The sequence below is a fragment of the Agathobaculum sp. genome (assembly GCF_034098985.1).
In the GTDB taxonomy this organism is placed as follows: domain Bacteria; phylum Bacillota; class Clostridia; order Oscillospirales; family Butyricicoccaceae; genus Agathobaculum.
The window spans coordinates 1-25090 of the sequence record NZ_JAXEOA010000007.1 but is presented as its reverse complement, the minus strand read 5'-3'; the positions used below and the strand labels follow the sequence as shown (position 1 = coordinate 25090).

Below are 25090 nucleotides of genomic sequence, written 5' to 3'. Positions count from 1 at the left end.
TGATGGCAAAAAAGATATTCCGCAGCAGCGCCGCCAAGCTGCTCGCGTTTTTGCTGATGTTGGCCTGTGTTGCAGGCGCGGCGGGCACCGTAGGCGAAATGTTCGAGCAGATCGGCACGGAATCGGGTTCGGAGTGGGTCTATCAGTTCGAGAGCAACTTTCAGGACTCCGGGTATGTATCAAGTATTTTAAACATGCAGCTCTCCAATCTCAATTATGCCCTGGAGGAAAATAACAACGCGGATAGCGCGAATCATTTTCCAGGCGATTATTACGGACGCTATGGCACTGTCATTCGGAAAAATACGGATCTCGACGAACGGGCTGTGACAAGCTCTCGGTTTTACGCCATTGTGAAAAAGGGACAGATGGAATCCAACATCGGCAGCCGGTATTATCTGCCGATCATGGATGAGGACGCTTCGGTGCCATCTGAAGCCGTGCTCATGGTGCGCCTGACCGATCAGCAGGCCGCGGGGATCGAAGCCGCATGGAACGAGCAGGCCAAGTTGTGTGCCGATACGGTCAAAAGCGTGCTGCTGCTGCTGATTTGCGCGCTGGTCCTGTTCATTTACCTGCTGTTTGTGACCGGACGCAGGCCGGAGGACGAAGAGGTGCACATGGTCACGGTAGACCGGCTGTTTGCGGAACTCAACGTCGCTTTGATATGCGTATCGGCGGGAATAGGCATCGGCGCATATGTCGCGTTGCTGGGCGAACTGTCCGGCAACGGCGACGTGGCGATCCTGCTGTGGCCGGCGGTGGTGCTTTTAACCGTCTGCACCGCGCTTTCCACCGAACTGCTGCTGTCGATCGTGCGCAATGTGAAAAACCGCTCGTTCGTGTCGCGTTCGCTCTTCCTCCGCGCTTGTAAATGGTGCTGGAAACAGACAAAACGCATCTGGCGCTGGCTGATTGGCGCCTGCAAAAAGGTCTGGCACATGCTGGGCGGCGCGAAGGACACGCTATGGAACAGCCTATCCAAAAACTATAAGACCCGCAATGTTGTTCTCATTTTCCTTGGATATTCGGTCGTGCTTGCGATATTTGCCTGCATGTTCGGCTTTATGATGGATTATGGCGAGGGTATCATGGTGTTTATTCTCGGCGTGTTATGGTTTGTGATCGCGTCTGCGTTCCTAATCAACCGTATCACAGGCTTTGAGTCCATTGTGGACGCACTGCAAAAGCTGCGTGGCGGCGACCTTTCCTATAAGCTGGAGAATATGCCGGCCGGGATATTCGCGAATATGGCGGATGACATCAATTCGCTGGGCGATGGGATGCAGGCCGCACTGCAGACCGAGATCCGTGCCGAACGTATGAAGAGCGAGCTGATCACCAATGTCAGTCATGATTTAAAAACGCCGCTGACCTCGATTATCAACTATTCCGACCTGCTGTGCCAGGAACACCTGACACCGGAAGAGGCCAACGATTACGCCAAGATCATCTACCAGAAATCCAACCGCTTGAAAAACCTGACGAGCGACCTGTTTGACATTTCCAAGGTGCAGGCGGGAGCGGAGTCGATTATTTCAGAACGGCTGGACGCCTGCACGCTGGTGCGGCAGGCGCTTGCGGAGCAGGAACAGGCGGTGGAGGCGGGAGGCCTTGCACTGAAGGTGACGATGCCGGAACGCGAAGTTCCGATTTGGGCGGACGGCAAAAAACTGTCCCGCGTACTGGAAAACCTGATTGGAAACTGCGTAAAGTACGCCATGAAAAACACGCGTGTATTTGTCACGGTCTCCGAGCAGGAGGAACGCGCGGTGCTCGAACTGAAAAACATTGCAAACTATGCAATGGATTTTGACAGCGAGGAGATCACCGAACGCTTTGTCCGCGGCGACGCTTCCCGAACCACCGAGGGCAGCGGCCTGGGGCTAGCTATCGCCAAAAGTTATGTCGCCGCTTGCGGCGGTACCCTCAAAGTTGATGTGGACGGCGATTTGTTCAAGGTGACGGTCACGTTTCCGCTATACCACAGTTGACCCATTGAAAAGCAGCCGCTAAATGCGGCTGCTTTTTCTTTGCTTTTTTTAAAATAGGGGTTGACTTAATGTTGATATTGTATATAATGAGTATATACGATATGAAAGGGGAAAACAGCATGGAGATCATCCTGTCTAATATGGACGGAACCCCGATTTATGAGCAGATCGCACGTCAGATCAAGGCGAAGATTGTTTCGGGAGAGCTGAAGCCCGGTGAAGCGCTGCCCTCGATGCGGCTGCTGGCAAAGGAACTGCGCATCAGCGTGATCACGACAAAACGCGCTTATGAGGAGCTGGAACGGGAAGGCTTTCTTACCACGCAGACAGGCCGCGGCAGCTTTGTTGCCCCCTGTAACACTGAACTCTTGCGCGAGGAGCATTTGCGCGTGGCAGAGGAGCATCTGGGCATGGCGGTGGATGCGGCTAAACTCGGTGGCTTGGGGAAAGACGAATTTCTGTCGGTTGCATCGACCCTGTTTGAGGAGGTATAAGGATGGATAACGCATTGGAAATCAAAGGGCTGTGCAAGTCCTACGATGGCTTTGCACTGAGCGACATCAGCTTTACGCTGCCGCGCGGCGCGGTCATGGGTTTTATTGGGGAAAACGGCGCAGGGAAGACTACGACCATCAAAGCGATTTTAAATTTGATTCGCCGGGACGGCGGAGAGATCCGCATACTTGGGGAGGATAACCTGAAAGAAGAGCGTGCGGTAAAAGAAAAGCTGGGAATCGTGATGGAGGACGGCGGCTTTCCCAATTATTTCACCGCCCGCAACGTAGACACTTTAATGGGAAAGACATACGCGCACTGGGATTCGGCACAGTATTGGGAATATATCCACCGCTTCGGTATCGCGGATACAAAAAAGCTCAAGGATTATTCCAAGGGTATGCGCATGAAAATCGCAATCGCAAGCGCGCTGTCGCATCATGCGGAGCTGCTGATCCTTGACGAGCCGACCAGCGGCTTAGACCCGGTCGTGCGAGACGAAGTGCTCGACCTGTTTTACGATTTTATGCAGGACGACGGGCACGCGGTGCTGATGTCCAGCCATATCACAAGCGATCTGGACAAAATCGCGGATCATATCACATTTATCCACGAAGGCAAAATTGTGCTCAGTGAGCCGCGCGACGAGCTGCTCGATACCTATGGCGTACTGAAATGCACGTCTGACCAGCTAAGCTCGCTGGATGCTTCGGCGGTGCGCGCGTATAGAAAAGGTGCGTTCGGCTGCGAGGCGCTGGTACGGCGTGGACTGGTACCAGCGGGATGGCCGGTGGAGCCGGTCAGCATCGAGCAGATCATGCTGTTTATGACGAGAGGGGAGAATGTACGATGAAAGCGATGCTTTATGCGGATTGGATGAATTTTCGGCAAACGCTCAAATCGCTGTTATTTATGATTATCGTGTTTGCGGTAGCGGCATTTATGTGGAGCGGACCGTCGTTTTTCTGCATGATCGTGGTTATGGTGAGCATCATGGTGCCGCTTACCCTGTGTTCGGCAGACAAAGCCTATGGCTGGGACCGTCTCAGCCTATCCATGCCGATTCTGCGGCGCGACGTGGTAGGCAGCAAATTCGTGCTGAGCGGGCTGTCCAGCGTGCTGATGACGGTGGTTGGCTGTGTGCTGTCCGCGGTATACTGCGTCATTGACCGCACATCCGTGCTGATGGAAAACATCAATGCCATGCTGATATGCGAAGCGGTCGCACTGGTGCTGATGGGTATTATTCTAACGGCGGCGGTTAAATGGGGTATTGAAAAAGCGCGCTATATTATGATGGCGTGCGTGTGGATCCCAATAATTGCGGTGTTTCTGCTGAGCAAACTGGATTTTCCAAAGCCCGACCTGCGGTGGCTGAACAACGTGAGCGGCACGCAGCTGACGCTGGTCGCGCTGGCGCTGATCGGTGTGGGTCTGCTGGTCTACCTGTGCTGTTACGCGGTGTCGCTTCGCATCTACCAGAAAACAGAGCTGTAAAGGGAAAGCCCCGCCGGATGGCGGGGCTTTTTGCGCTGTCACAGGAACGGCTTCATCTGCTCCACATTGGCCTGCTCTGTGGAAAGAAGCTCTTCTGCCAGCGCGCGGATCTGCCGGTCGTCGCCCGCATAGTCGTGTAGGTGCTTGAGACCTTTGGTGATCCCCATATTGTTGCCCTGAATAACCATTTCGGCAATCTTGGAGGAGGAGGAATCGGCCAGCGTCTGCACGGTCGACATGACCTCGGACGAAATGCGTGCCATAAGGCTGGGGTCTTTTGGATCTTTTCCCTTAGAGCGCAGCATCTGAGCAGAGCGCTGGGAAATGTCCCGGTATTCCGCAATCTGCGATTGGACGGATTGCAGCAGCCTGCCGTCCGTGATTTGCCCTTTCACGTTTTCCAGCCCTTCAACGCCCATTTCAGCGGTTTCATGGACATATTGGAGCAATTCTGTATCCTGCATCATACATCACCTCGGCAGTAGTATGCCCCGCAGAACGCCTGCGCTACCCGAAAATACGAAATCAATAAAAACTGCTGACAGCAAACAAAAACCCGCCCAAACAGGCGGGTTTTTAATGGTTGAACGGTGTGAGCGACGCGGTAAGCCGGGTTCTGTCGTTGAACGGTCATCTATCTCGAACGCATGTCGCCATACGCCTCAAGCCGCCAGTCGGGACGGTCGGGCAAACCATAGTCCCAGTCGGCGTTGCTGCGGATAGAGTTTACAGGCCCCCCATGTTGCCATGAGGCGCGGTGAGCTCTTACCTCGCCTTTCCACCCTTACCGGCAAATTGCCGGCGGTATATCTCTGTTGCACTATTCCTGGGGTCGCCCCCGGCGGACGTTATCCGTTATCCTTGCCCTATGCAGCCCGGACTTTCCTCATACCTCGCGGTACGCGACCGTCTGCGTCACTCACGCCTTCCAGTATACCCGAAATTCGGCGCGCCGTCAAACCAGACTTGAAAATGCGTCCCAAATCGTGTAAACTATGTGGATAGAGAAATAAAGGGAGGCTGTATATGACAGCATTAGAACGATATTTCGGCAGTCTGTCCGACAAGCGGGTCGGGGTGATCGGCGCGGGCGTAAGCAATATGCCGCTGATCAGCATGCTGCGCGCGGCTGGTATCCGGGTGACCGTACATGACAAAAAGACGCCCGAGGACTTAGGTGATCAATATTCCACACTGGCGACTCTGGGCGTGGATTTCGTGCTGGGAGAGCACTATCTGGATGTGCTGGATGAAGACGTGATTTTCCGTACGCCCGGTTTGCACCCGCGTTTTCTGGAAAAAGCGTGCGAGAGGGGAAGCACGGTCACGAGCGAGATGGAGTTGTTTTTCGCCGTCTGCCCATGCCCAATCATCGGTATCACCGGATCGGACGGTAAAACCACCACCACCACGCTGGTCTGCGAAATGCTGAAGCACGCGGGCTACACTGTTCATTTGGGCGGAAATATCGGACGGCCGCTTCTGCCGCGCGTGGGGGAGATGCATGAGGGCGATGTCGCGGTCGTCGAACTGTCCTCTTTCCAGCTCATGGGCATGAAATATTCGCCGTGTGTGGCGGCGATCACCAACCTGACGCCGAACCATTTGGATTATCACAAGGATTTTGACGAATATGTGCGGGCCAAAACCGCGATTTACAAAAACCAGAAGGAAGGCGACCGGCTGATCCTCAACCTGGACGACGAGGTCACGCGGTCTCTCAAAGCGTCCGGCGGGCTGTTCTGCATCAGCAAACAGCGTGAGCTGGCGAACGGGGTCTATTTAAAGAACGACCGAATCTATATTGCCCAGCAAGGCGAAGTGCGTGAACTGATGGCGGCGGCGGATATCCGTATCCCGGGCGCGCACAACGTTTATAACATGATGATGGCGGCGGCGGTCGTGCAGGGCTGGTGCTCGGATGACGATATCCGCGCGGTCGCAGCTACGTTCGGCGGCGTTGAGCATCGCATTGAGTTTGTTCGCGAGAAGGACGGTGTCAAATATTATAATGATTCCATCGCCTCCAGCCCGACACGCACTATCGCGGGGTTGCAATCGTTTCAGCAGAAGGTCATTCTGATTGCGGGCGGCTATGATAAGCAGATTCCATACGACGTGCTGGGCGGACCGATCTGCGAACACGTCAAGACGCTCATCGTCACGGGCGCGACCGCGCCGAAGATCCGGGACTGCGTTCTCGCCGTGCATGGAGAACATCCGCCTATCTACGAGGTTGACAGCCTCGAGGTAGCCGTGCACGAAGCAAGCCATCTCGCGGAGCCGGGCGACGTGGTGCTGATGAGCCCGGCGAGTGCATCGTTCGACCGATTCAAGAATTTCATGGAGCGCGGCGATCTGTTTAAGTCGTTGGTGCACGCCTTATAAATAAGAAAAAACTGCGGGCATAGCCCGCAGTTTTTTTGCTTACTCGGTTTTCCAGAAGACAGCGGACAGAGGCGCAAGCTCGCTGCCGCCGCCAAAATCGTGCATTTCGCCGGTGATCAGGTCGACCGCGCGGCCGGCGCGCGCGTCAAAGTGCGCGGCATAGGACTCGTTGCCAATGTTGACCGCAACCAGCACGCGTTCACTGTCGCACACGCGCTCCCAAATGCACTGCTTGTTTTGCAGCACGAGCTGCTTGAAATCGCCGTCGCACAGCGCGCGGCTATTCCGGCGGGCCTTGGCAAGCGCGGCGATCCAGTCGGTCAATTCGTTCCATTCGGGTTGCTCGAACGACGGGCGAAGCGCGTCGTCGCCGTGCGCCTTGTCGCCCTCAGCGCCCCACTCGCTGCCATAGTAGATACAAGGGATGCCCGGCATGCCGAACAAAAGCGCATATAGAAGCGGCAGGTGGTCCGGGTTGGACAGGATAGAGGCGGCACGGGTGACATCGTGGTTGTCCACGAACGACAGCAGGTGTTTGCCGCGGTACAGCGTCCAGTTTTCCGGTCCGAACTGGCGGAGCAGCGAATGGGTAATCTCGAACAGGTTCAGCGAGTTCAGTGATGAGTGGAGACCCTTGTAGCACTCGTAGTTGGTGCACGAATGAAGCATGCCGTCGCCCACAAACTGGTTATAATCCCCGTGCAGCAGCTCGCCGACCAGCAGAAAATCGGGCTTTAAGCTGTCGCAGAAGGCGCGGAGCTGGCGGATGAACCCTTTATCCAGGCAGTAGGCCACGTCGAGGCGCAGCCCGTCGATGCCGAATTCCTCGACCCACAGGCGGATGCAGTCGAAAATGTGCGCGACAACTTCAGGGTTTTGCAGGTTGAGCTTGACCAGCTCGAAATGCCCCTCCCAGCCTTCATACCAAAAGCCGTCGTTATAATTGGAATTGCCCTCGAATGAGATATGGAACCAGTCCTTATAGGGGGAGTCCCATTTTTTCTCCTGCACGTCGCGGAACGCCCAGAACCCGCGGCCGACATGATTGAACACCCCATCCAGCACGACGCGGATATCATGGTCGTGCAGCGTATCGCATACAGCTGAGAAGTCCGCGTTAGTGCCTAAACGGCAGTCGATTTTGCGGAAATCCCGCGTATCGTAGCCGTGGCTGTCCGATTCAAACAGCGGGGAAAAATAGACGGCGTTGCAGCCCAGTTTTTCAATATGGCCGGCCCATTCGCCGACTTTTTGAATACGCGGTACGGTTTCGCCATCGTTGACGCGCGGCGCGCCGCAAAAACCGATCGGATAGATTTGATAGAACACACTTTGGTAAGCCCACATAAATAGTTGGAGCTCCTTTCAGGTTTTATATATTATAAGTATACTATGGATTCCAAAAAATACAAGCGGAACGGGTGAACTTTAAAATTTAACAAACAAAAAGCTTGCATCGGAGCGCGGCATATGGTATTATATTTCGGTAACACGGGCATTCCTCTGCTTGTTTTTAGAGGAACAGGGCAAGAATGTCTAAGACGAAAGGATGACAGAGAAAATGGATCTGGTCAAAGTATTATCCGAGCAGCAGCTCAAGAGCGACCTGCCCGATCTCAAGATCGGCGACACCGTTAAGGTTCATGCAAAGATCAAGGAAGGAAACCGTGAGCGTATCCAGATGTTCGAAGGCATCATCATTGCCAGAAAGCACGCTGGCGTAAACCAGACGGTTACCGTTCGCCGCATTTCCTATGGCGTAGGCGTTGAAAAGACGTTCCCGGTGCACTCTCCGAACGTAGCTAAGTTCGAGATCGTCCGCCGCGGTAAGGTCCGCCGTGCCAAGCTGTACTATCTGCGCGGCCGCGTAGGTAAGGCTGCCAAGGTTGCGGAAAAGGTTTAAGGCAATCAAACAAAAGCGGGAAGCGTAAGCTTCCCGCTTTTGTATTGTAAAGAAAAAAGACGCACGTTTCGTGCGTCTTTTTTGGGATTAAACGGATGCCAACCAATCTTCAATGATGTCCATTAAATGAATTTCAGATGCCTCATAGCGATTCAACATAGAGCAGAGCGCGGAAGCCCGGACTTGAGAAACGGTAAGCTCTCTCACGGACATGCTTTTACTGCAAATGCCGAATTCTCCTGAAGAATAAAAGATGCTGAACATAAAACCCGCCCCTTAGATATGGATTGTTTGATATCAGCCGTAGAGATAACTGGCAGAAGTAACGCTCGTCTGCTCAATTACATTTCCACTGCTATCCAGAACTTTGAGTGTTGCCGTATGCTTATAGGTTTTGTTCTTAGGGACAGAGAAGTAGAGCTGGACTGTTTGAGCAGAGGAAGCTGAGGCAGTGCCGTATGCCGACTTCGTTTGCTGGACAGAACCATCGGTGGATTTCACAACAGATTCAACAATATATTTATGCGTCGAATATAAAGCAAATCCGGTATCAGCTTCTAGTTGCCCGCCTCCATTTCCCAGACCAGCAGAAACGGAAATGATGTTGACATAACGGGGAGAGGCGGGGGCGATTTGAGAATTACGGGAGAGCGGAGTAGCTGCAAATGCACTAAAGGACGTGCAAAGGATAAGTGCTAGGGCGAGTACAATGCGTTTCTTAGATGTTTTCATGATGTTTCCTCCATTTTTTTCTTTTTATCGGTTGGACACCAAATAATAAATACAAAAAACAGAAGAATGTAACATGTTATTTTCCACAAAGTGGAGCGTAAAAATTTGTTAATCACAGACAATTGTCAAGAGATCAATTGTCGGGTCATTAGTAACTACTTCCATTATATAACCTTGTTCTTCCCATGTAAGGCTTTGACTAGAATTATTTGTCACATAAAAACCGGGGTTACCTCGAATAAAAATTCCATCGGTAAGAGAAGGAGAGTCAATGTTAATATTAGTGGTAGCGTCGCGCCATCTGAAGAATAGCACATAGTCATTTTTACAGTATTCAATTGTATGAATGGACGCTGTGGAGATGTTTTTGCTAAGTATATATCCTGATGGAATATCTCTGTCTCGAAAAATTATAGGTAAATGAGAATCAACTAAATCTGACAGGCGATTATCTGACCAAGTAAGTGAAGTATACGTCCCTTCATCAGACGGAATAAGCCGGAGAAAAACATTTCGAATAGCACTGACATGTAATGTCCCTATAATAAGCACAGCGATGATAGCCATATTCGTTACATAGCGCAGCAAAGGACTCTTTTTTCTTATGCGTTTCACTTTAGTCGTGTAGGTTCGGGCTGTAAGCGCCTTATCGATAGTTTTTTCTATGCGTTGCAGTTCATCTTTTGAGGGCTCGATGTCCGGTAAAGAGGCAAGCTCTTCTAGCAAACGATCTCCCTCGGCTTCACATAGGTCTTCCACAGCTATCGTCGCCATTAACTCTTCATATTCATCCAAGAGCTGTTGCATTCGCTTATCCATTTATCTTCCCCCTTTCGTATTCTTCGAGTAGATCCGCGTCTAGATACTTGAGCAACCGTTTTCTGGCACGCATAACATATGTTCTGATATTCGCCTCCGGAATGCCTGTGTATTCGGACAATTCACGGTCTGAATAATCCAGCAAATAGCGGCTCACAAGTAGCTCCTGATCGCGCACTGACAAATTGGCGATAGCGTTAGAAAGCGTGTTCCGCAATTCTACCTGGCTTAAATGCGTTTGTGGTGGAGGAACAATGCAAGACTCGATTTCATCACCATCAAACGGCTCTGTATAAAGCGGAGTTACCCGGCGGCTTTTTATGAGATAACGCAATGATGCATTTTTAGTGGTTCTGATGATATAGCTGACACGCTTGCTTTCGGATAGAGAATGGAGCTTTTCAATGTGTGAAATAAGCGCGACAATTACATCGTTGGTGATATCCTCTACACTTTGCCGATCCTGTGTGATATCATAAATATATTTGTATATCAGGCGTTTATATTTATGATAAAGTTCTAGGATAAAAGCTTTATCGCTGGCCATGTGATGTTTGCTTTCCAATCCTAACCCCACCCTTTGTATCTATGTATTTTGATTATATCATGTCTCGCGGCAAAAACCTGAAACTAAAGTTTCCATTACGTCTATAACCAGCGCACGCTGTGAATGTGTTAGATGCTGTATTCGACTTTCGAGTGACGAAAGCTTGTGTTTGTACCCGCAATGCAGGCTGTCCTGCAGAACGATATCCGCAGATGCTTCCAGAACATTTAAAATGGTAACGAGCGTTTCAAGCTTCGGCACCTTATCGCCACGTTCAATATCAGCCAGATAACGAGGAGATAACCCCATTTTCTCAGCTGCGGTTTTTGGCGTCCATCCTTTGGCAACACGAGAAGCCCTAAGCTGAGCGCCCAAACTGGCCTTGTTGATGTGCTCCACATTCACGTTAAATACACCTCCGTACGCACTAATTGGGGAAACATCCCTATTCAGTATACTGGGCAACAAAGAAAAGCATATGATCCAACGATAGAAAATTCCCCAAATAGGGGATAAAATGAAAGAAAAACGTAGGAGATGCGATACAGCGCATTTTCTCAATGTCGAAATACGTCAGTTGGTAATGAAAAAGCTTGTCATTTATCATGACAAGCTTTCATGAACACTTTGCAATGCTATATCATAATGGCTTCATTCACCGCATCATTTACCAGATACCATAGGTCCTCAGGTGAAGCTTGATTTTCATTAAATTTTGCCACTAGATTCTTCACAAAGTTTTTGTCTGAACTGATATCGGGAATAGTAATAGGGGTTTCATTTTCTCGGCAACAATTAATTCCATATACCTCTTTTCTGTGGCCGTCAACCTCCACGACCGTGCGTATTAACAGACACCATGTACGGATTTTTGCGCCCGCCTCCACATCGCAGACGGTTATGTTTTTTAACAAAATACGTCCGAGCATGTCCAACACGCGGAACGGGTCGTAATAGCGAATTAGCTTATCCGAGAAAAGCATATTGCGCTTTATAAAACGGGTTACCGTTTCGTATCGTTCTTCTCGTGCACCCTCGTCAAACAATTCGTGCAGCTGCATATCAAGCGCATTGGATATCCGCAATAATATATCCAATGTCGCATTGTGTTTTCCGCGCTCGATTTTTCCAATGTGTGATGTGTCAACCCCGGCAGCATTTCCCAAATCCTCAAGTGTTTCTCCACGAGATATTCTTTTTCGCCTGATGTTTGCCCCAACAATTTCTGTAAGCATTGGCAGCCCCTCCTAATTAGAATATAATATATTTGAAAGGGATTTGACAAAGCATTTGCATACCTTTACAAATTCACCAGCATATGAAAGCATTGATTTGACAAAAATTTCGGACACAGGATTGCAGCAACTCTGAAAAGACGATTTTCAGGAATTATTTGCGAGGCGGGAGAGTATGTGATATAATAAACCCGTATGTTTATCTTTGTGGAGGAAAAAACAATGCCAGAGACATCGGAAAAGACAGTGCGCCCTGAAGGACGCTTTCAAAGCGAGTGGTTCAGCTGGGGCGAATCGTTGCTTACTGTTTTGATTTTTTTTGTAGTGGTCTTCACTTTTCTCGTCCGCCTGATCGGCGTGGACGGTTCGTCAATGTTCCCGACGCTCGAAGACCATAATATAATGCTGGTCAGCAATTTGAACTACCACCCCGAAAAGGGCGATATCGTCGTGCTGAACAAGGCAGGCTTTTGGAACGACCAGCCGATCGTCAAGCGCATTATCGCGACCGGCGGCGATACCATTGATATCGATTTTTCAACTGGGACGGTCAGCGTGAACGGCGAGGCGCTCGACGAACCCTATATCGCGGAATTGACGGCGCGTGAGGGCGATATGGCCTTTCCCCAGACTGTGCCTGAGGGCAGCATCTTTGTTATGGGCGACAACCGCAACGCCTCGACCGACAGCCGCTGGACCTCGCTCGGCATGGTCGACGAGCGTTATATCCTCGGACATGTGCTGTCTGTCATCTATCCGTTTAACAAGTTTGGAGCTGTTTCATAAACTATGAATATCCAATGGTATCCCGGCCATATGACCAAGACCCGGCGGCAGATGGCCGAGCACATTAAGAATATCGACGCAGTCTGCGAAGTGGTCGACGCGCGCATCCCGCAGGTTAGCAGGAACCCCGATATGGACGAGATTGCCGCGGGCAAGCCGCGCCTTATCGTGCTCAACCGCATCGATTTGGCCGACCCGGACAGCACACGCCTTTGGGCAAAGCATTTCCGCGCCAAGGGCTGGGCGGTCATCGAGACCGATAGCCGTTCGGGAGCGGGTACGGCGCAGTTTACTGCGGCCGTCCGCGGTCTGCTGGCGGACAAGATCGCTCAGTGGAATGAAAAAGGACAGGTCGGCAAAGCGGTGCGCGTGATGGTGGTCGGCATCCCAAACGTTGGAAAGTCAACGTTCATCAACCGGATTTTAGGGCGGCGCTCGGCCAAAGCCGAGGACAGGCCGGGCGTGACGCGCGGCAGCCAGTGGTTCCGCGTCGAGGGCGGCATCGACCTATTAGATACGCCGGGTATTCTCTGGCCAAAATTTGAGGACGAGCGCGTCGGCCTGCTGCTCGCGGCGACTGGCGCGGTCAAGGACGACATTCTGGACACGGAGACGCTGGCCTGCAAGCTGCTGGAAATTTTGGCGGTACGCGCCCCTAAAGCAATTATCGCGCGCTATGGGCTTGCTATCCCGGAGGAAAGCGATTTTCTGGGCTATGAGCTGTTGCAGCAGGCGGGCAAAAAACGCGGCTTTATCCAGCGCGGCGCGGAGATCGACACCGAGCGGATGGCGCGCGTGCTGCTGGACGAGTTTCGCGGTGGCGTGCTCGGACGCATCACGCTCGAACTGCCGGAGGACTACGAATATGACTTGGGAATTTGAGCGGCGCGCGTGGGAAAACGGCTTTTCCGCTGTGTGCGGCGTGGACGAGGCCGGGCGCGGTCCGATCGCGGGACCGGTGTGCGCGGGCGCGGTCATTTTGCCGTCGGACATTGAAATTGATGGCCTGAACGATTCCAAAAAGCTGAGCGAAAAAAAGCGCGAGACGCTGTATGATGTGATCTGCGAAAAGGCGGTCGCCTGGGCGGTGGCGCTGGTCGATGAAAACGTAATTGACGAGATTAACATCCTCCAGGCGACCTACCGGGCGATGGCGCAGGCTGTGGAGGGGCTTTCCGTCCCCGCTGATTTTGTTTATGTGGACGGCAACCGCTCAGAGGGACTAAGCGTGCCGCACCTCTGCGTCATAGGCGGCGATGGCAAGGTGCCGTCTGTCGCGGCGGCATCCATCCTAGCGAAAGTGACGCGTGACCGGCTGATGCGGCGGTACGACGTACAGTATCCGGCCTATGGGTTTGCAAAGCACAAGGGCTATGAGACCCGCGCGCACGACGAGGCGCTTCTGGCGAACGGGCCTTGCCCGATCCATCGGAGGACGTTTTTGAAGAAATTCTACGAGAAGCATCCGGAGGCGCCACGGTGAAGCGGGGCGAGTGGGGCGAGCAGGCGGCGCGGGCGTATCTGCAAAAGCTTGGCTGGCGCGTTGTCGAGACTAATTTCCGGACGCGGTTCGGAGAAATCGACATTATTGCGCAGTGCGGCCAATATATTATCTTTGTCGAAGTCAAGACGCGGAAAGACGACCGCTTTGCCGCGGCGCGCGAGCATGTGACGTTCACCAAGCAGCAGAAAATCCTGGCGGCGGCAGAAACATGGCTACAGCGGTATCCGTCCGGCCTGCAGCCGCGCTTCGACGTGATCGAGGTTTACGGCGAGGAGGACGGAGAGGTCCCGCGCCGCGTCAACCTGCTGGAGAACGCCTTTGGGGGAGCATGATGAACCTTTTTGACCTGCACTGCGATACCTTGTACGAATGCTGCGAAACTGGAAAGCCGCTGCGGGACGGCGGCTTCGCCGTCAGCCGCGCGGCAGCCAAGCAATTTGGGCACTATGCACAGTTTTTTGCATTGTTCTGCGGCGCGCGCGCGCCAAGCGACGCGTTGGCGAAAGGGCGGCACAGCCTGCTTGATACGCCTCCGGACGAACGTCTCGAGCGCATGCTGCGCACAGCGGCGCGCGAGTTCGCCGCTAACGCAGATTGGCTTCGTTTCTGCCGGTCGGCCGAGGATTTTGAAGAGGCGGCGCGGCAGGGGAAATCGGCGGCGCTCCTCTCGATCGAGGGTGCGGAGCTACTGCCCGACAGGCCGGATGCGCTGGAGATCGCCTATGAGGCGGGAATACGGCTGATTACATTGACGTGGAACTACAGCAGCCGGTTTGGTTGCCCGGCAACGGTGGATCAGCAGGCCGGCCTGACGGACGAGGGGCGTGCGCTGGTGCGCGGCTGCGCACAGGCAGGCATCATCATCGACGTGTCTCACTTGTCCGAACAGGGCTTTTGGGATGTGTGCGAGCAAACGGATCGGCCGTTTGTGGCAAGCCACAGCAACGCGCGGGCGATGTGCCGCCATCCCCGGAACCTGACGGATGAACAGATTTCGGAAATTGTGCGGCGGCGCGGCCTGATCGGCGTCAATTTGTATACGCCGTTTCTCGTGCGGCAGACCCAGTGCACATTGGATGCCGTGCTCGATCATATTGAGCATTTCCTAGGCTTTGTGGGTGCGGAGCATCACATCGCGCTGGGTTGCGACCTAGACGGCTGCGACGAACTTCCCGCCGGGGTGGACGGTCTGGCCGACCTGCCTAAGCTTGCCGAGTGCATGCTGCAAAAGGGCTATAAAGAAAGCACCGTGAACGCGCTGTTTTACGACAACGCGCGCGCGTTTGTCCATAAGATGTTATAAAATATCCACTTCGGAGGTTTGACAGATGGAATATGTAAGTACGAGAGACAAGAGCCGCCGGGTATCGTCGGCGTATGCGATCGCGAACGGCATTGCGCCCGACGGCGGACTATATTGTCCGGCCGAGTTTCCGGCGCTTTCCTGTCAGGATTGGGAACAACTGGCCGCCATGGACTATAAAGGCCGTGCGGCACTCATCCTTGGCAAGTTTTTGACCGATTTCGAGCCGGCTGAGTTGGAGGATTTTGCGAAGAAAGCCTATGCTGACGAAAAGTTTGGCGGCAGCATCACCGCGCCGGTCGCCGCGCTGCGGGAAGGCAAACACATGCTGGAATTGTGGCATGGGCCGACCTGCGCGTTTAAGGATATGGCGCTGCAAATGCTGCCGCATCTGCTGACCGCCTCGCTCCGCAAAACGGGCGAAACGCGTACGGCGTGTATCCTCGTCGCGACCTCGGGCGATACGGGCAAGGCTGCGCTCGACGGTTTTGCGGACGTACCCGGAACCAAGATTATGGTATATTATCCGGAAAACGGCGTGTCACCTATGCAGAAGCTACAAATGACTACGCAGGCGGGGAATAACGTCGAGGTTGTCGCCATCCGCGGCAATTTTGATGACGCGCAGTCCGCAGTCAAACGCATTTTCACGGATACCGCGACCCGGGATAAGCTTGACCGGGACGGCCTGATGCTGTCGTCCGCTAACTCGATCAACTGGGGCCGCCTTGCCCCGCAGATTGCTTATTATGTATCGGCGTACTGCGACATGGTGGCGGCCGGAGCGATTCGGCAGGGCGAGAAGATCAACGTCTGCGTGCCGACCGGCAACTTCGGCAATATTCTGGCCGCCTATATTGCGGGTCAGATGGGCTTGCCGGTCAACAAATTCATCTGCGCCTCCAACCGTAACAACGTGCTGACCGACTTTTTCCAAAAAGGCGGTAGCTATGATAAAAACCGCGATTTCTATACTACTGTTTCGCCCTCGATGGATATTTTAATATCGTCCAATCTGGAGCGGCTGCTGTTCTTCGCCTCCGGGCAGGACGATAAGCTGGTCGCCTCCTTAATGGACAAGCTGAATACCGAGGGATGCTACGCGCTTCCGGGGGATATTTTCTCGAAAATCGGGGCCGACTTCGACGCGGGCTGCTGCGATGATACGGAGACCGCCCGGACCATACGCCGGTTGTGGGAGGACGAGCATTACCTCGCCGATACGCATACAGCGGTCGCGGTCAAGGTCTATGAGGACTACCGCGCCCGCACGGGCGACGAAACGCCGACGGTCATCGCTTCAACTGCGAGTCCATTCAAGTTCTGCCGTGCAGTCGTCGAAGCGCTGGGCGGCACGCTGCAAAAGGACGATTTTTCGCAGCTCGATGTGCTGACCGCGCTGACCGGCGTACCAGCGCCTAAACCGCTGGACGCGCTGCACGGCAAAATGCCGCGGTTTGACCGCGTGGTGGATAAGCAAGAGATACTAAGCACGGTCGAGCTGCTGAAGGGCTTGTAAGAATGGCGCTGTTTACGCTAGCCGACCTGCATTTGGCGACTACGACTCAAAAACCGATGGACATTTTTGGCGGCCGCTGGCAGGGATATATAGAAAAAATTGTAAAAAACTGGCGTGCGCTGGTCGGGGATCAGGACACCGTTGTCTTGGGCGGCGATATTTCGTGGGGTATCAGCCTTGCGGAGGCGCGCGGCGATTTTGCGTTGCTCGAAAGCCTACCGGGGGAAAAGATCATTCTGAAAGGAAATCATGACCTTTGGTGGGAGACTGCTGCGAAAATGCACCGTTTTCTCGAGGAAAACGGCTTTCAAAGCATCGACTTTTTGCATAACAACTGCTTTTTTTATGAAAAAACGGCGATTTGCGGCACCCGTGGTTGGCCCTTTGAAGAGGATTTCGCCGATCCACATAACGAAAAGATATTTCGGCGCGAGCTCTTGCGCCTGGAGTCCTCACTCAAGCAGGGCGCGGCGGGAAAACCCGAGGAGATCCTATGCTTTTTGCATTACCCGCCGCTTTACGCAAATTTCCGCTGCGGTGAGATCATTGCGCTTTTGCAGCGGTACGGTGTCCGGCGCTGCGTCTATGGTCATCTCCATTCGGACAGCCTGCGTTATGCGGTCGAGGGCATGTATGAGGGGATCGAATGGCGGCTTGCGTCGGGAGATCATGTGAATTTTACGCCGATTCTGCTTAAAAAATAGAAAAAACTATGGAAATCCATAAAACAATCTGATAAAATAGATTGGATACATTGAAAGTATTACGTAAGGAGTAGGCAACATGGAACTGAAAAAGACTGAAAAGCTGGAACACAGCGTCGTTTCGCTGACGATCGAGATCACGAAGGACGAGTTTGAGGCCGCCAAGGACAAGGCGTTTAAAAAGGCCGGTAAGAACATTACCGTTCCGGGCTTCCGCAAGGGCAAGGCCCCGCGCAAGATGATCGAGAAGCTGTACGGCGAAGGCGTTTTCTTTGAAGAAGCGTTTAATATCGTTTACCCGGAAGCGATGGATATGGCGGTCAAGGAGGCCGGTATCGAGCCGGTTGGCCGCGCGGACGTTGACTTGGGCGAGGACGCGCCCGAGGGCGGTCTTTCCATCATCGCCAAGGTACCGGTTGAGCCCGAAGTTGAGCTGGGCGAATACAAAGGCGTCGAGGCGGAAAAAGAGACGGTCAAGGTGCCGGCTGCCGACGTAAAGGCGGAGCTGAACCGTCTGGCCGAGCGCAATGCGCGCACAGAGACCGTGGATCGCAAAGCTAAGAAGAATGACACGGTCGATATCGACTTTGAGGGCTTTGTGGACGGCGTCGCCTTTGAAGGCGGCAAGGCTGAGCACCATGAGCTGACGCTGGGATCGGGTTCGTTCATCCCGGGCTTTGAGGATCAGCTGATCGGTTGCAAGGCGGGCGATGAGAAAGACGTTGTCGTCACGTTCCCGGCGGAGTACCATGCCAAGGAGCTTGCAGGCAAGGAAGCTGTGTTCAAGTGCAAGGTGCATAAGGTAGAGCAGACCATTCTGCCTGAGATCGACGATGAGTTCGCTAAGGACGTATCCGAAACCTGTGAAACGCTGGAGGATCTCAAAAAGGAGATCACCGAGCGCCTTAAGACCGAGCGCCAGACCGCGGCCGACCATGACTTTGAAGAGAAAGTGCTTGACGCGGTGATCGCAAACATGAAGGCCGACATTCCGGAGGCTATGTTTGAGAGCCAGATCGACTCGATTGTACAAGATTTTGGCTATCGCATTCAGATGCAGGGCATGCAGCTAGAGCAGTACCTCAAGATGAACAATATGGACGTGCAGACTTTCCGCGGCCTGTTCCGCGAACAGGCGGAGCGTCAGGTCAAGGTGCGCCTTGCGCTGCAAAAGGTAGCTGCGCTTGAAAATATCGCAATTTCCGACAAGGATCTTGACGAGGAGTATGGTAAACTGGCAGAGCAGTACGGTATGGAGGTCGACAAGATCAAGGCCGCCGTCGGCGCTGATGCCCTGACCGGAGACCTGAAAATCAGCCGTGCGCTGGAATTGCTGACCAAGAACGCCAAGGCCAAGAAAAAAACCGCGTCCAAGAAAAAAGCGGATGGCGGCGAGGGCGAAAGCGAAGAATAATTTTCCAAGGGCTGAGAGGAGTCTTTTCACGTGAGTTTAGTCCCAATGGTCATCGAGCAAACTGGACGCGGCGAACGTTCGTATGACATTTTTTCCCGTTTGCTGAACGACCGCATTGTCATGCTGGGCGAGGAGGTCAACGACACGACCGCATCGCTGATCGTCGCGCAGCTGCTGTATCTTGAAGCGCAGGATCCGGATAAGGACATTTCGTTCTATATCAATAGCCCCGGCGGTTCGGTGACGGCCGGCATGGCGATCTATGATACGATGAACTATATTAAGTGCGACGTGTCGACCATCTGCGTCGGCCTGGCCGCTTCCATGGGCGCGTTTTTGCTGTGCTCGGGCGCGAAGGGTAAGCGCTATGCGCTGCCGAACGCGGAGATCATGATCCATCAGCCGATGGGAGGCGCGAAAGGGCAGGCGTCCGACATGAAAATCCACACGGAATGGATCCTGAAAACGCGCGATAAACTGAACCGCATCATGGCCGAAAACACGGGCAAACCGCTTGAAATCATCGAGCGCGATACCGACCGCGACAACTTTATGTCGGCCAAAGAGGCGCTTGATTACGGCCTGATCGATCAGGTGTTTGACAAGCATTAATTCCCGATTTGTTTGAGGTGCGAAATGCCGAATTTTGATGATGAGAAGACGCTCAAATGCTCGTTTTGCGGAAAGCCGCAAAGCAGGGTGCGCAAGCTGATCGCAGGCCCCGGCGTTTATATCTGCGATGAGTGTATTGGCGTGTGCACCAGCATTTTGGACGATGAGCTCGATTTCTCCCCGTCGCTGCGCGATGAGGAAACCGTGCTCGAGCCCGAGCGCCTGCCCACGCCGCAGGAGCTCAAGGCCACGCTCGACGAGTATGTCATCGGGCAGGACCGCGCCAAGATCGCACTGTCTGTCGCGGTCTATAACCACTATAAACGCATTTACCATCCGGATGCCGAAGTGGAGTTGCAAAAGTCGAATATCCTGATGCTTGGGCCCTCGGGTTCGGGCAAGACGCTGCTCGCGCAGACCCTTGCCAAAACGCTCAAGGTTCCGTTTGCCATCGCGGACGCGACGACGCTCACCGAGGCCGGCTATGTGGGCGAGGATGTGGAAAACATCCTGCTGCGCTTGATTCAGGCTGCGGATTTTGATGTGGAGCTCGCTGAGCACGGCATCATCTATGTGGATGAGATCGACAAAATCGCCCGCAAAAGCGAAAACCCCTCGATCACACGCGATGTGTCGGGCGAGGGTGTGCAGCAGGCGCTGCTCAAGATGCTTGAGGGTACGACGGCAAACGTCCCGCCGCAGGGCGGACGCAAGCATCCGCATCAGGATTTTATCCAGATCGACACATCGAACATCCTGTTCATCTGCGGCGGTGCGTTCGACGGGGTCGAGGGCATTATCCAGAAGCGCACGGGCAAGCAGGGGCTTGGCTTTGGCGCAGAGGTGCACAGCAAGGAGGAAGACCGGAACGATCAGCTGCTCGCCAAAATTGAGCCGCATGATTTGATGAAATTTGGTCTGATCCCCGAGCTGATTGGCCGCCTGCCGGTCATTGTGGCGCTCGACACACTGGATGAGGACGCATTGGTCCGCATTTTACAAGAGCCTAAGAATGCTCTGGTCAAGCAGTATCAGGCGCTTTTGCAGATGGACGGCGCCGAACTTGTATTTGAGCCGGACGCTTTGCGTGAGGTCGCGAAAATCGCGCTTGCGCGCAAGACGGGCGCGCGCGGCCTGCGCGGTGTGCTGGAAGCTGTCATGACCGATATCATGTTCCAGATCCCATCGGACGAAACGATCACCAAGGTGATGATCACGCGTGCCACGGTCGCGGGGGAGAGCGGCCCGGTGCTGGAGCACGGCGGACGGCCTGCGCTTTCCGAAGGCAAGACCGGGGTGGAAGCGCTGCCAAAACCGGATAAAAGCGCATAAATTATGAAAAACGTGGGCGGGACGGTTTGTTTCGCCCGCGTTTTTGCTGTTTCGGCAGGTTTTCCCGCTTGCCAAACCGCGCGAAATATACTATACTAACCCTATCTATTTCCCGCGTATAGGAGAAAAACATATGATGGAAACCAATGAAATCACTTTGCGCCTGCTGCCGGTGCTGCCGCTTCGCGGACTGACGGCATTTCCGCGCATGTTGATACATTTTGACGTAGGCCGTTCGATGTCGATCCGCGCGCTCGAAGCGGCGATGAAGAACGAGCAGATGATCTTTTTGACCGCGCAGCGCGAGCTCAAGACCGATACGCCGGGTCCGGGCGACCTGTTCCAGACCGGCTCGGTGTGCGTGGTCAAGCAGATTCTCCGCTTGCCGGGGGACAATATCCGCGTGCTGGTCGAGGGGCGCGCACGCGCGCTTGCGCACCAGTTCACCCGCCCGGAGAACGAGGAAGACTGCATTTACGCAGAGGTCGAGCAGCTTGAGGATTTTGAGCTGGGCGTGACCGAACGCCGCGCGCAGGCTTTGGTGCGGACCGCGCAGGAGCGCTTTTCCGAATACGCACAGTACGCCGCCCGTGTATCCGACGACGTGGAGATGACTGTAGCGGCGGGCGGTCCTCCGGGCTATCTCGCCGATTACATAGCGCAAAACCTCGCGGTCGACGTGGAAGCCAAACAGGATATTTTGGAGGAGCTCAACGTAACGCGCCGTCTGACCATGGTGATTCGGCTGCTGGGCGAGGAAACCGAGATTCTGAAAATTGAAAATGAGATCCAGGACGAGCTGAAAAGCCAAATTGATAAAAACCAACGGGAATATTATTTGCGTGAGCAGATCAAGGTGATCCAGAGCGAGCTGGGCGAGCAGGACCTTGCATCCGAGGCAGAGGAATACCGCGCTAAGGTGCAGCGGCTGCGGCTTCCTAAGGAATGCGAAGAAAAGCTGATGAAAGAGGTCGACCGTTTTGCAAAGCTAGGCGGCTCGCCGGCCGAGCAAGGTGTGGTGCGCACTTATCTTGATACGGTGCTTGAACTGCCGTGGAAGAAGCGTAGCAAGGAACGCATTGACCTGACGGAGGCCGCGGCGATTCTCGATCGCGACCATTTTGGACTGACAAAGGTCAAAGAGCGTATATTGGAGTTCCTCGCGGTCAAGGCGCTGTCGCCTGAACTCAAGGGACAGGTGCTGTGTCTGGTCGGCCCCCCGGGCGTCGGCAAGACTTCGATTGCTAAATCGGTCGCGGAAGCGATGGGGCGCAATTATGCCCGCATGTCGCTCGGCGGCGTGCGCGATGAGGCAGATATCCGCGGCCACCGCAAAACCTACATTGGCGCCATGCCCGGCCGCATTATGGACGCGCTGCGCCGTGCCGGCACGTCAAACCCCCTGATTTTACTCGATGAGATCGATAAAATGGGCAGCGATTTTCGAGGCGATCCGGCTTCTGCTATGCTGGAGGTGCTGGATACCGAGCAAAACGTCGCGTTCCGCGACCATTATATTGAGCTCCCGTTTGATTTATCCGACGTACTGTTCCTGACGACGGCGAACGATTTGTCGACCGTGCCGCGCCCTCTGCTCGACCGTATGGAGGTCATTGAGCTTTCCTCGTACACGGAAGAGGAAAAACTGCAAATAGCGGAGCATCATCTGCTGCCTAAGCAGATGAAAAAGCACGGTCTGAAAAAGACGCAGCTCGGCATAGCGGAAAAGGTGCTGCGCGCAGTGATCTCGGGCTATACCCGGGAGGCGGGCGTGCGGAAGCTGGAGCAGCTGCTTGCAAAAATCTGCCGCAAGGCGGCCAAACATATTGCGGACGGCGGCAAAAAGCTGACCCTTACCGAAAAATCCATTGAAACGCTGCTAGGCGTGCCGCCATATAAAGATGACGTGGTGACAAAAAAGGACGAGATTGGCATTGTAAACGGTCTTGCGTGGACGAGCGTGGGCGGCGAGATGCTGGAAGTCGAAGTTGCGGTCGTACCGGGTACTGGTAAGATCGAGGTGACGGGCAATCTGGGCACGGTCATGCAGGAAAGCGCAAAAGCGGCGGTCACGTTTGTCCGCTCCAAGGCGTCCGAACTGGAGATCGACCCGATGTTTTATAAGGATAACGATCTGCACATTCACTTCCCGGAAGCTGCAGTACCGAAAGACGGCCCGTCCGCAGGCGTGACAATCACGACCGCGCTGGTCTCCGCGCTTACGGAGGCTCCGGTGCGCCACGATGTGGCAATGACCGGAGAGGTCACGCTGCGTGGGCGCGTGCTGCCTATTGGCGGCCTGCGTGAGAAAACCATGGCGGCCTACCGCGCGGGTATCAAAACGGTTGTTATCCCCAAGGACAATGAATCCGATCTGCAGGACATCGAACCTGTGGTGCGGGAAAACCTGCGGTTTGTCCCGGCAGTGCATATGGACACGGTTATGGAGACCGCAATCGATTTCGCCCGTCGTCCGGATAAGAAAAAGCGCGCCGCGGCGGGCAATGTGCCGGCTCGTCCATCCAAAGCACCGGCGGCGCACGTCATCCAGTAACAGACATCGAGAGGAGCGTAACATGCTCAACCTGCATAACGCGGAGTTTATCCGCTCGGCCGTAAGCGAACGCGATTTTCCGGCCGACGGATTGCCGCAGATCGTTTTTTCCGGCAAATCAAATGTCGGCAAATCCTCAGTCATCAACCGGCTGCTGAACCGCAAAAATTTCGCGCGTGTCGGCGGCCAGCCCGGTAAGACCATTCACATCAACTTTTTTTTGCTCGACAAACAGGCGTACTGGGTCGATCTTCCTGGCTATGGCTACGCCAAGGTGTCCAAAGCCGAGCGTGACCGATGGGGAGCGCTGATCGAGCAGTATTTTGCGTCCGGGCTTTTATCGGTCGGCGTGCAGATCGTCGATATCCGTCATAAGCCGACGGGCGACGACGTAACGATGGCGAACTGGTTCCGCATGTCGGACATGCCGTGGATCGTGATTGCCAACAAGCATGATAAAATCAAGAAGAGCCAGTTAGAGGGCAATTTAAACATCATTCGGCAGACCTTGCTTTTGCCGGAGGAAGTGCCGCTGATCCCGTTTTCTGCGGAAAAGGGGACGGGCAAGGATGAAGTGCTGGCACGGATTTTTGACTTTCTGGGAAAGGACGGCCCTGCATGATGAACTTTCTGCGGCGCATGATGTATGGGCGCTACGGCGGGGACCAGCTCAATAATGCGCTGCTTGTGTTAGCTATGGTGCTGATGCTGCTGCGCGCTTTGACGGGCTGGGCATTTCTCGGCATGATGGCGCTCGCACTTCTGATTTTATGCTACTTTCGGATGTTTTCGCGTAATATTCAAGCCCGCTACTCGGAAAACCAGTGGTTTATGCAGCGTTGGATGCCGGTTAAACAGGCAATTAAAGGCGTAAAAACACGTTTTTCCGACCGTAAGACACACTGTTATTACAAATGCCCCCAATGTAAGAAGCGGCTGCGGGTACCGCGTGGGCGCGGGAAAATAGAGATTACCTGCCCGGAATGTCATACCCGCTTTGTGAAGAAGACGTAGCGCATCGGATTTTGTGTGATAAAGGGAAAAACAGTGTTGCATTTTCCTAGAAAAGTTTTATAATAAAATTAACCAATAACTAGGGGGCGATACCAATGACAATTGATCAGCTGATTGGGAAGATCTATAACAAATTGAGCAAAGCGGATATCAGCGGTACCCAAGGCCGTGTCGCGGTGCAGTTTAACCTGACCGGCAAGGTTTCCGGCGTGTTTTATGTGGAGATCCTCAATGGCGTTTTGTCTGTCATGCCTTATGAGTATATCGACCGCGACGCAAGTGTGTCTGGCACGATGACCAATATTGAAAAAATGTTTAACGGTAAGCTGGTTCCACAGGTTGCAGTTGCCGAAGGGAAAATTTCAATTGAGGGAAATGTGGACAAGGTCATGTTGCTGGCTGAATTGCTCAAGCAGTGATCCCGAGTGTACATGCGATCCCGCCCGTTTTGTCAGAAACCGGGCGGGATTTTTGTTGGGAAATGACATTGACAGAAACAGCCGGAAAACGTACAATAAAAGAACTCTCCGGTAAGAAGGAGGATCGATCTCAAAACCTTTGAAAAAAGTGTTGACAAATGGCATTGAGAGCGATATACTAATTAAGCTGCTTTCGGGCGGCGGAACACGAAGCGAAGCGATGGAGACAACTTAAGGCGAGAAAAAATCGAAAAAAGATGTTGACAAAGCTAAGCGGATGTGATATTATAAATAAGCTGTCACCGAGAGGGGCGCGGTT

28 protein-coding genes and 1 other RNA gene are annotated in these 25090 nt (G+C 53.7%); 20 read left to right on the top strand and 9 right to left on the bottom strand.

The annotated features are described in order from the left end of the window. Positions 1 to 2 precede the first annotated feature (2 nt). The 4 genes from SO058_RS01845 to SO058_RS01830 all read left to right on the top strand — a co-directional run bounded on the left by SO058_RS01845 (position 3) and on the right by SO058_RS01830 (position 3986). Positions 3 to 1994, top strand: a complete 1992-nt coding sequence (locus SO058_RS01845; RefSeq protein ID WP_320841302.1) for a sensor histidine kinase — start codon at positions 3 to 5, stop codon at positions 1992 to 1994. Between the two features lie 119 nt (positions 1995 to 2113). Further along, on the top strand, positions 2114 to 2488 hold the full coding sequence (locus tag SO058_RS01840; RefSeq protein ID WP_320841301.1) for a GntR family transcriptional regulator: 375 nt from the start codon (positions 2114 to 2116) through the stop codon (positions 2486 to 2488). 2 nt (positions 2489 to 2490) lie between these two features. Continuing rightward, entirely contained in the window at positions 2491 to 3342 is an 852-nt protein-coding gene (locus SO058_RS01835) for an ABC transporter ATP-binding protein (RefSeq protein ID WP_320841300.1), read from the top strand. Beyond that, positions 3339 to 3986 carry an ABC-2 transporter permease gene (locus tag SO058_RS01830; RefSeq protein ID WP_320841299.1) on the top strand — a complete coding sequence of 216 codons (648 nt, stop codon included), beginning with the start codon at positions 3339 to 3341 and terminating at the stop codon, positions 3984 to 3986. Before SO058_RS01835 ends, SO058_RS01830 begins: the two co-directional genes overlap by 4 nt. Positions 3987 to 4024: 38 nt before the next feature. Here the strand turns inward: SO058_RS01830 and SO058_RS01825 are convergent, their stop codons facing one another. Next, a complete protein-coding gene (locus SO058_RS01825; protein WP_320841298.1) occupies positions 4025 to 4453 on the bottom strand; it encodes a hypothetical protein in 429 nt (142 codons plus the stop codon). A gap of 122 nt (positions 4454 to 4575) precedes the next feature. Beyond that, an RNA gene (gene rnpB, locus SO058_RS01820) (RNase P RNA component class A) lies at positions 4576 to 4908 on the bottom strand. Positions 4909 to 5012: 104 nt separating this feature from the next. On the opposite strand from rnpB, the gene murD reads away from it, so the two are divergent. Further along, entirely contained in the window at positions 5013 to 6374 is a 1362-nt protein-coding gene (gene murD / locus SO058_RS01815) for a UDP-N-acetylmuramoyl-L-alanine--D-glutamate ligase (protein ID WP_320841297.1), read from the top strand. A gap of 39 nt (positions 6375 to 6413) precedes the next feature. Here murD and SO058_RS01810 read toward each other — a convergent pair whose 3' ends face one another. After that, positions 6414 to 7721 carry an alpha-amylase family glycosyl hydrolase gene (locus SO058_RS01810; RefSeq protein WP_320841296.1) on the bottom strand — a complete coding sequence of 436 codons (1308 nt, stop codon included), beginning with the start codon at positions 7719 to 7721 and terminating at the stop codon, positions 6414 to 6416. A 214-nt stretch (positions 7722 to 7935) separates the two neighbouring features. On the opposite strand from SO058_RS01810, the gene rplS reads away from it, so the two are divergent. Then, on the top strand, positions 7936 to 8277 hold the full coding sequence (gene rplS, locus SO058_RS01805) for a 50S ribosomal protein L19 (RefSeq protein ID WP_320841295.1): 342 nt from the start codon (positions 7936 to 7938) through the stop codon (positions 8275 to 8277). Positions 8278 to 8364: 87 nt separating this feature from the next. Here the strand turns inward: rplS and SO058_RS11105 are convergent, their stop codons facing one another. The 6 genes from SO058_RS11105 to SO058_RS01780 all read right to left on the bottom strand — a co-directional run bounded on the left by SO058_RS11105 (position 8365) and on the right by SO058_RS01780 (position 11610). Then, positions 8365 to 8490: a DUF6514 family protein gene (locus SO058_RS11105; RefSeq protein ID WP_442872229.1), complete on the bottom strand. Its 126-nt coding sequence runs from the start codon at positions 8488 to 8490 to the stop codon at positions 8365 to 8367. A gap of 84 nt (positions 8491 to 8574) precedes the next feature. Then, complete coding sequence (locus tag SO058_RS01800; RefSeq protein ID WP_320841294.1) at positions 8575 to 9009, bottom strand: hypothetical protein; 435 nt, start codon at positions 9007 to 9009, stop codon at positions 8575 to 8577. A gap of 108 nt (positions 9010 to 9117) precedes the next feature. After that, positions 9118 to 9828, bottom strand: a complete 711-nt coding sequence (locus tag SO058_RS01795) for a hypothetical protein (RefSeq protein ID WP_320841293.1) — start codon at positions 9826 to 9828, stop codon at positions 9118 to 9120. Next, complete coding sequence (locus tag SO058_RS01790; RefSeq protein WP_320841292.1) at positions 9821 to 10393, bottom strand: RNA polymerase sigma factor; 573 nt, start codon at positions 10391 to 10393, stop codon at positions 9821 to 9823. The genes SO058_RS01795 and SO058_RS01790 overlap by 8 nt, the downstream gene beginning before the upstream one ends. A gap of 39 nt (positions 10394 to 10432) precedes the next feature. Further along, on the bottom strand, positions 10433 to 10780 hold the full coding sequence (locus SO058_RS01785) for a helix-turn-helix domain-containing protein (RefSeq protein ID WP_320841291.1): 348 nt from the start codon (positions 10778 to 10780) through the stop codon (positions 10433 to 10435). A gap of 230 nt (positions 10781 to 11010) precedes the next feature. Next, on the bottom strand, positions 11011 to 11610 hold the full coding sequence (locus SO058_RS01780) for a DUF6514 family protein (protein WP_320841290.1): 600 nt from the start codon (positions 11608 to 11610) through the stop codon (positions 11011 to 11013). Between the two features lie 222 nt (positions 11611 to 11832). Between SO058_RS01780 and lepB the strand changes: the two genes are divergently transcribed. From lepB to SO058_RS01710, 14 genes are all read left to right on the top strand, one after another. Beyond that, positions 11833 to 12396: a signal peptidase I gene (lepB, locus tag SO058_RS01775; RefSeq protein ID WP_320841289.1), complete on the top strand. Its 564-nt coding sequence runs from the start codon at positions 11833 to 11835 to the stop codon at positions 12394 to 12396. A gap of 3 nt (positions 12397 to 12399) precedes the next feature. Then, positions 12400 to 13278 carry a ribosome biogenesis GTPase YlqF gene (ylqF, locus tag SO058_RS01770; RefSeq protein ID WP_320841288.1) on the top strand — a complete coding sequence of 293 codons (879 nt, stop codon included), beginning with the start codon at positions 12400 to 12402 and terminating at the stop codon, positions 13276 to 13278. After that, entirely contained in the window at positions 13262 to 13879 is a 618-nt protein-coding gene (locus tag SO058_RS01765) for a ribonuclease HII (protein ID WP_320841287.1), read from the top strand. Before ylqF ends, SO058_RS01765 begins: the two co-directional genes overlap by 17 nt. Then, positions 13876 to 14232 carry a YraN family protein gene (locus SO058_RS01760; RefSeq protein ID WP_320841286.1) on the top strand — a complete coding sequence of 119 codons (357 nt, stop codon included), beginning with the start codon at positions 13876 to 13878 and terminating at the stop codon, positions 14230 to 14232. Before SO058_RS01765 ends, SO058_RS01760 begins: the two co-directional genes overlap by 4 nt. Beyond that, positions 14232 to 15203: a dipeptidase gene (locus SO058_RS01755; RefSeq protein ID WP_320841285.1), complete on the top strand. Its 972-nt coding sequence runs from the start codon at positions 14232 to 14234 to the stop codon at positions 15201 to 15203. Before SO058_RS01760 ends, SO058_RS01755 begins: the two co-directional genes overlap by 1 nt. Before the next feature lie 25 nt (positions 15204 to 15228). Beyond that, complete coding sequence (gene thrC, locus SO058_RS01750; protein WP_320841284.1) at positions 15229 to 16722, top strand: threonine synthase; 1494 nt, start codon at positions 15229 to 15231, stop codon at positions 16720 to 16722. Positions 16723 to 16724: 2 nt separating this feature from the next. Further along, positions 16725 to 17426: a metallophosphoesterase gene (locus SO058_RS01745; protein WP_320841283.1), complete on the top strand. Its 702-nt coding sequence runs from the start codon at positions 16725 to 16727 to the stop codon at positions 17424 to 17426. Between the two features lie 79 nt (positions 17427 to 17505). Continuing rightward, positions 17506 to 18840 (top strand): trigger factor, encoded by a 1335-nt coding sequence (gene tig / locus SO058_RS01740; protein ID WP_320841282.1) that lies wholly within the window; start codon positions 17506 to 17508, stop codon positions 18838 to 18840. Between the two features lie 30 nt (positions 18841 to 18870). Continuing rightward, a complete protein-coding gene (gene clpP / locus SO058_RS01735; protein ID WP_320841281.1) occupies positions 18871 to 19452 on the top strand; it encodes an ATP-dependent Clp endopeptidase proteolytic subunit ClpP in 582 nt (193 codons plus the stop codon). 24 nt (positions 19453 to 19476) lie between these two features. Continuing rightward, positions 19477 to 20784, top strand: coding sequence for an ATP-dependent protease ATP-binding subunit ClpX (gene clpX, locus SO058_RS01730; RefSeq protein ID WP_320841280.1), 1308 nt, complete (start codon positions 19477 to 19479; stop codon positions 20782 to 20784). Between the two features lie 133 nt (positions 20785 to 20917). Beyond that, positions 20918 to 23338: an endopeptidase La gene (lon, locus tag SO058_RS01725; RefSeq protein ID WP_320841279.1), complete on the top strand. Its 2421-nt coding sequence runs from the start codon at positions 20918 to 20920 to the stop codon at positions 23336 to 23338. 22 nt (positions 23339 to 23360) lie between these two features. Then, positions 23361 to 23960, top strand: coding sequence for a ribosome biogenesis GTP-binding protein YihA/YsxC (yihA, locus tag SO058_RS01720; protein ID WP_320841278.1), 600 nt, complete (start codon positions 23361 to 23363; stop codon positions 23958 to 23960). After that, positions 23957 to 24352, top strand: coding sequence for a hypothetical protein (locus SO058_RS01715; protein ID WP_320841277.1), 396 nt, complete (start codon positions 23957 to 23959; stop codon positions 24350 to 24352). Before yihA ends, SO058_RS01715 begins: the two co-directional genes overlap by 4 nt. A gap of 95 nt (positions 24353 to 24447) precedes the next feature. Further along, on the top strand, positions 24448 to 24771 hold the full coding sequence (locus SO058_RS01710) for an SCP2 sterol-binding domain-containing protein (protein ID WP_320841276.1): 324 nt from the start codon (positions 24448 to 24450) through the stop codon (positions 24769 to 24771). Positions 24772 to 25090: the final 319 nt, after the last annotated feature.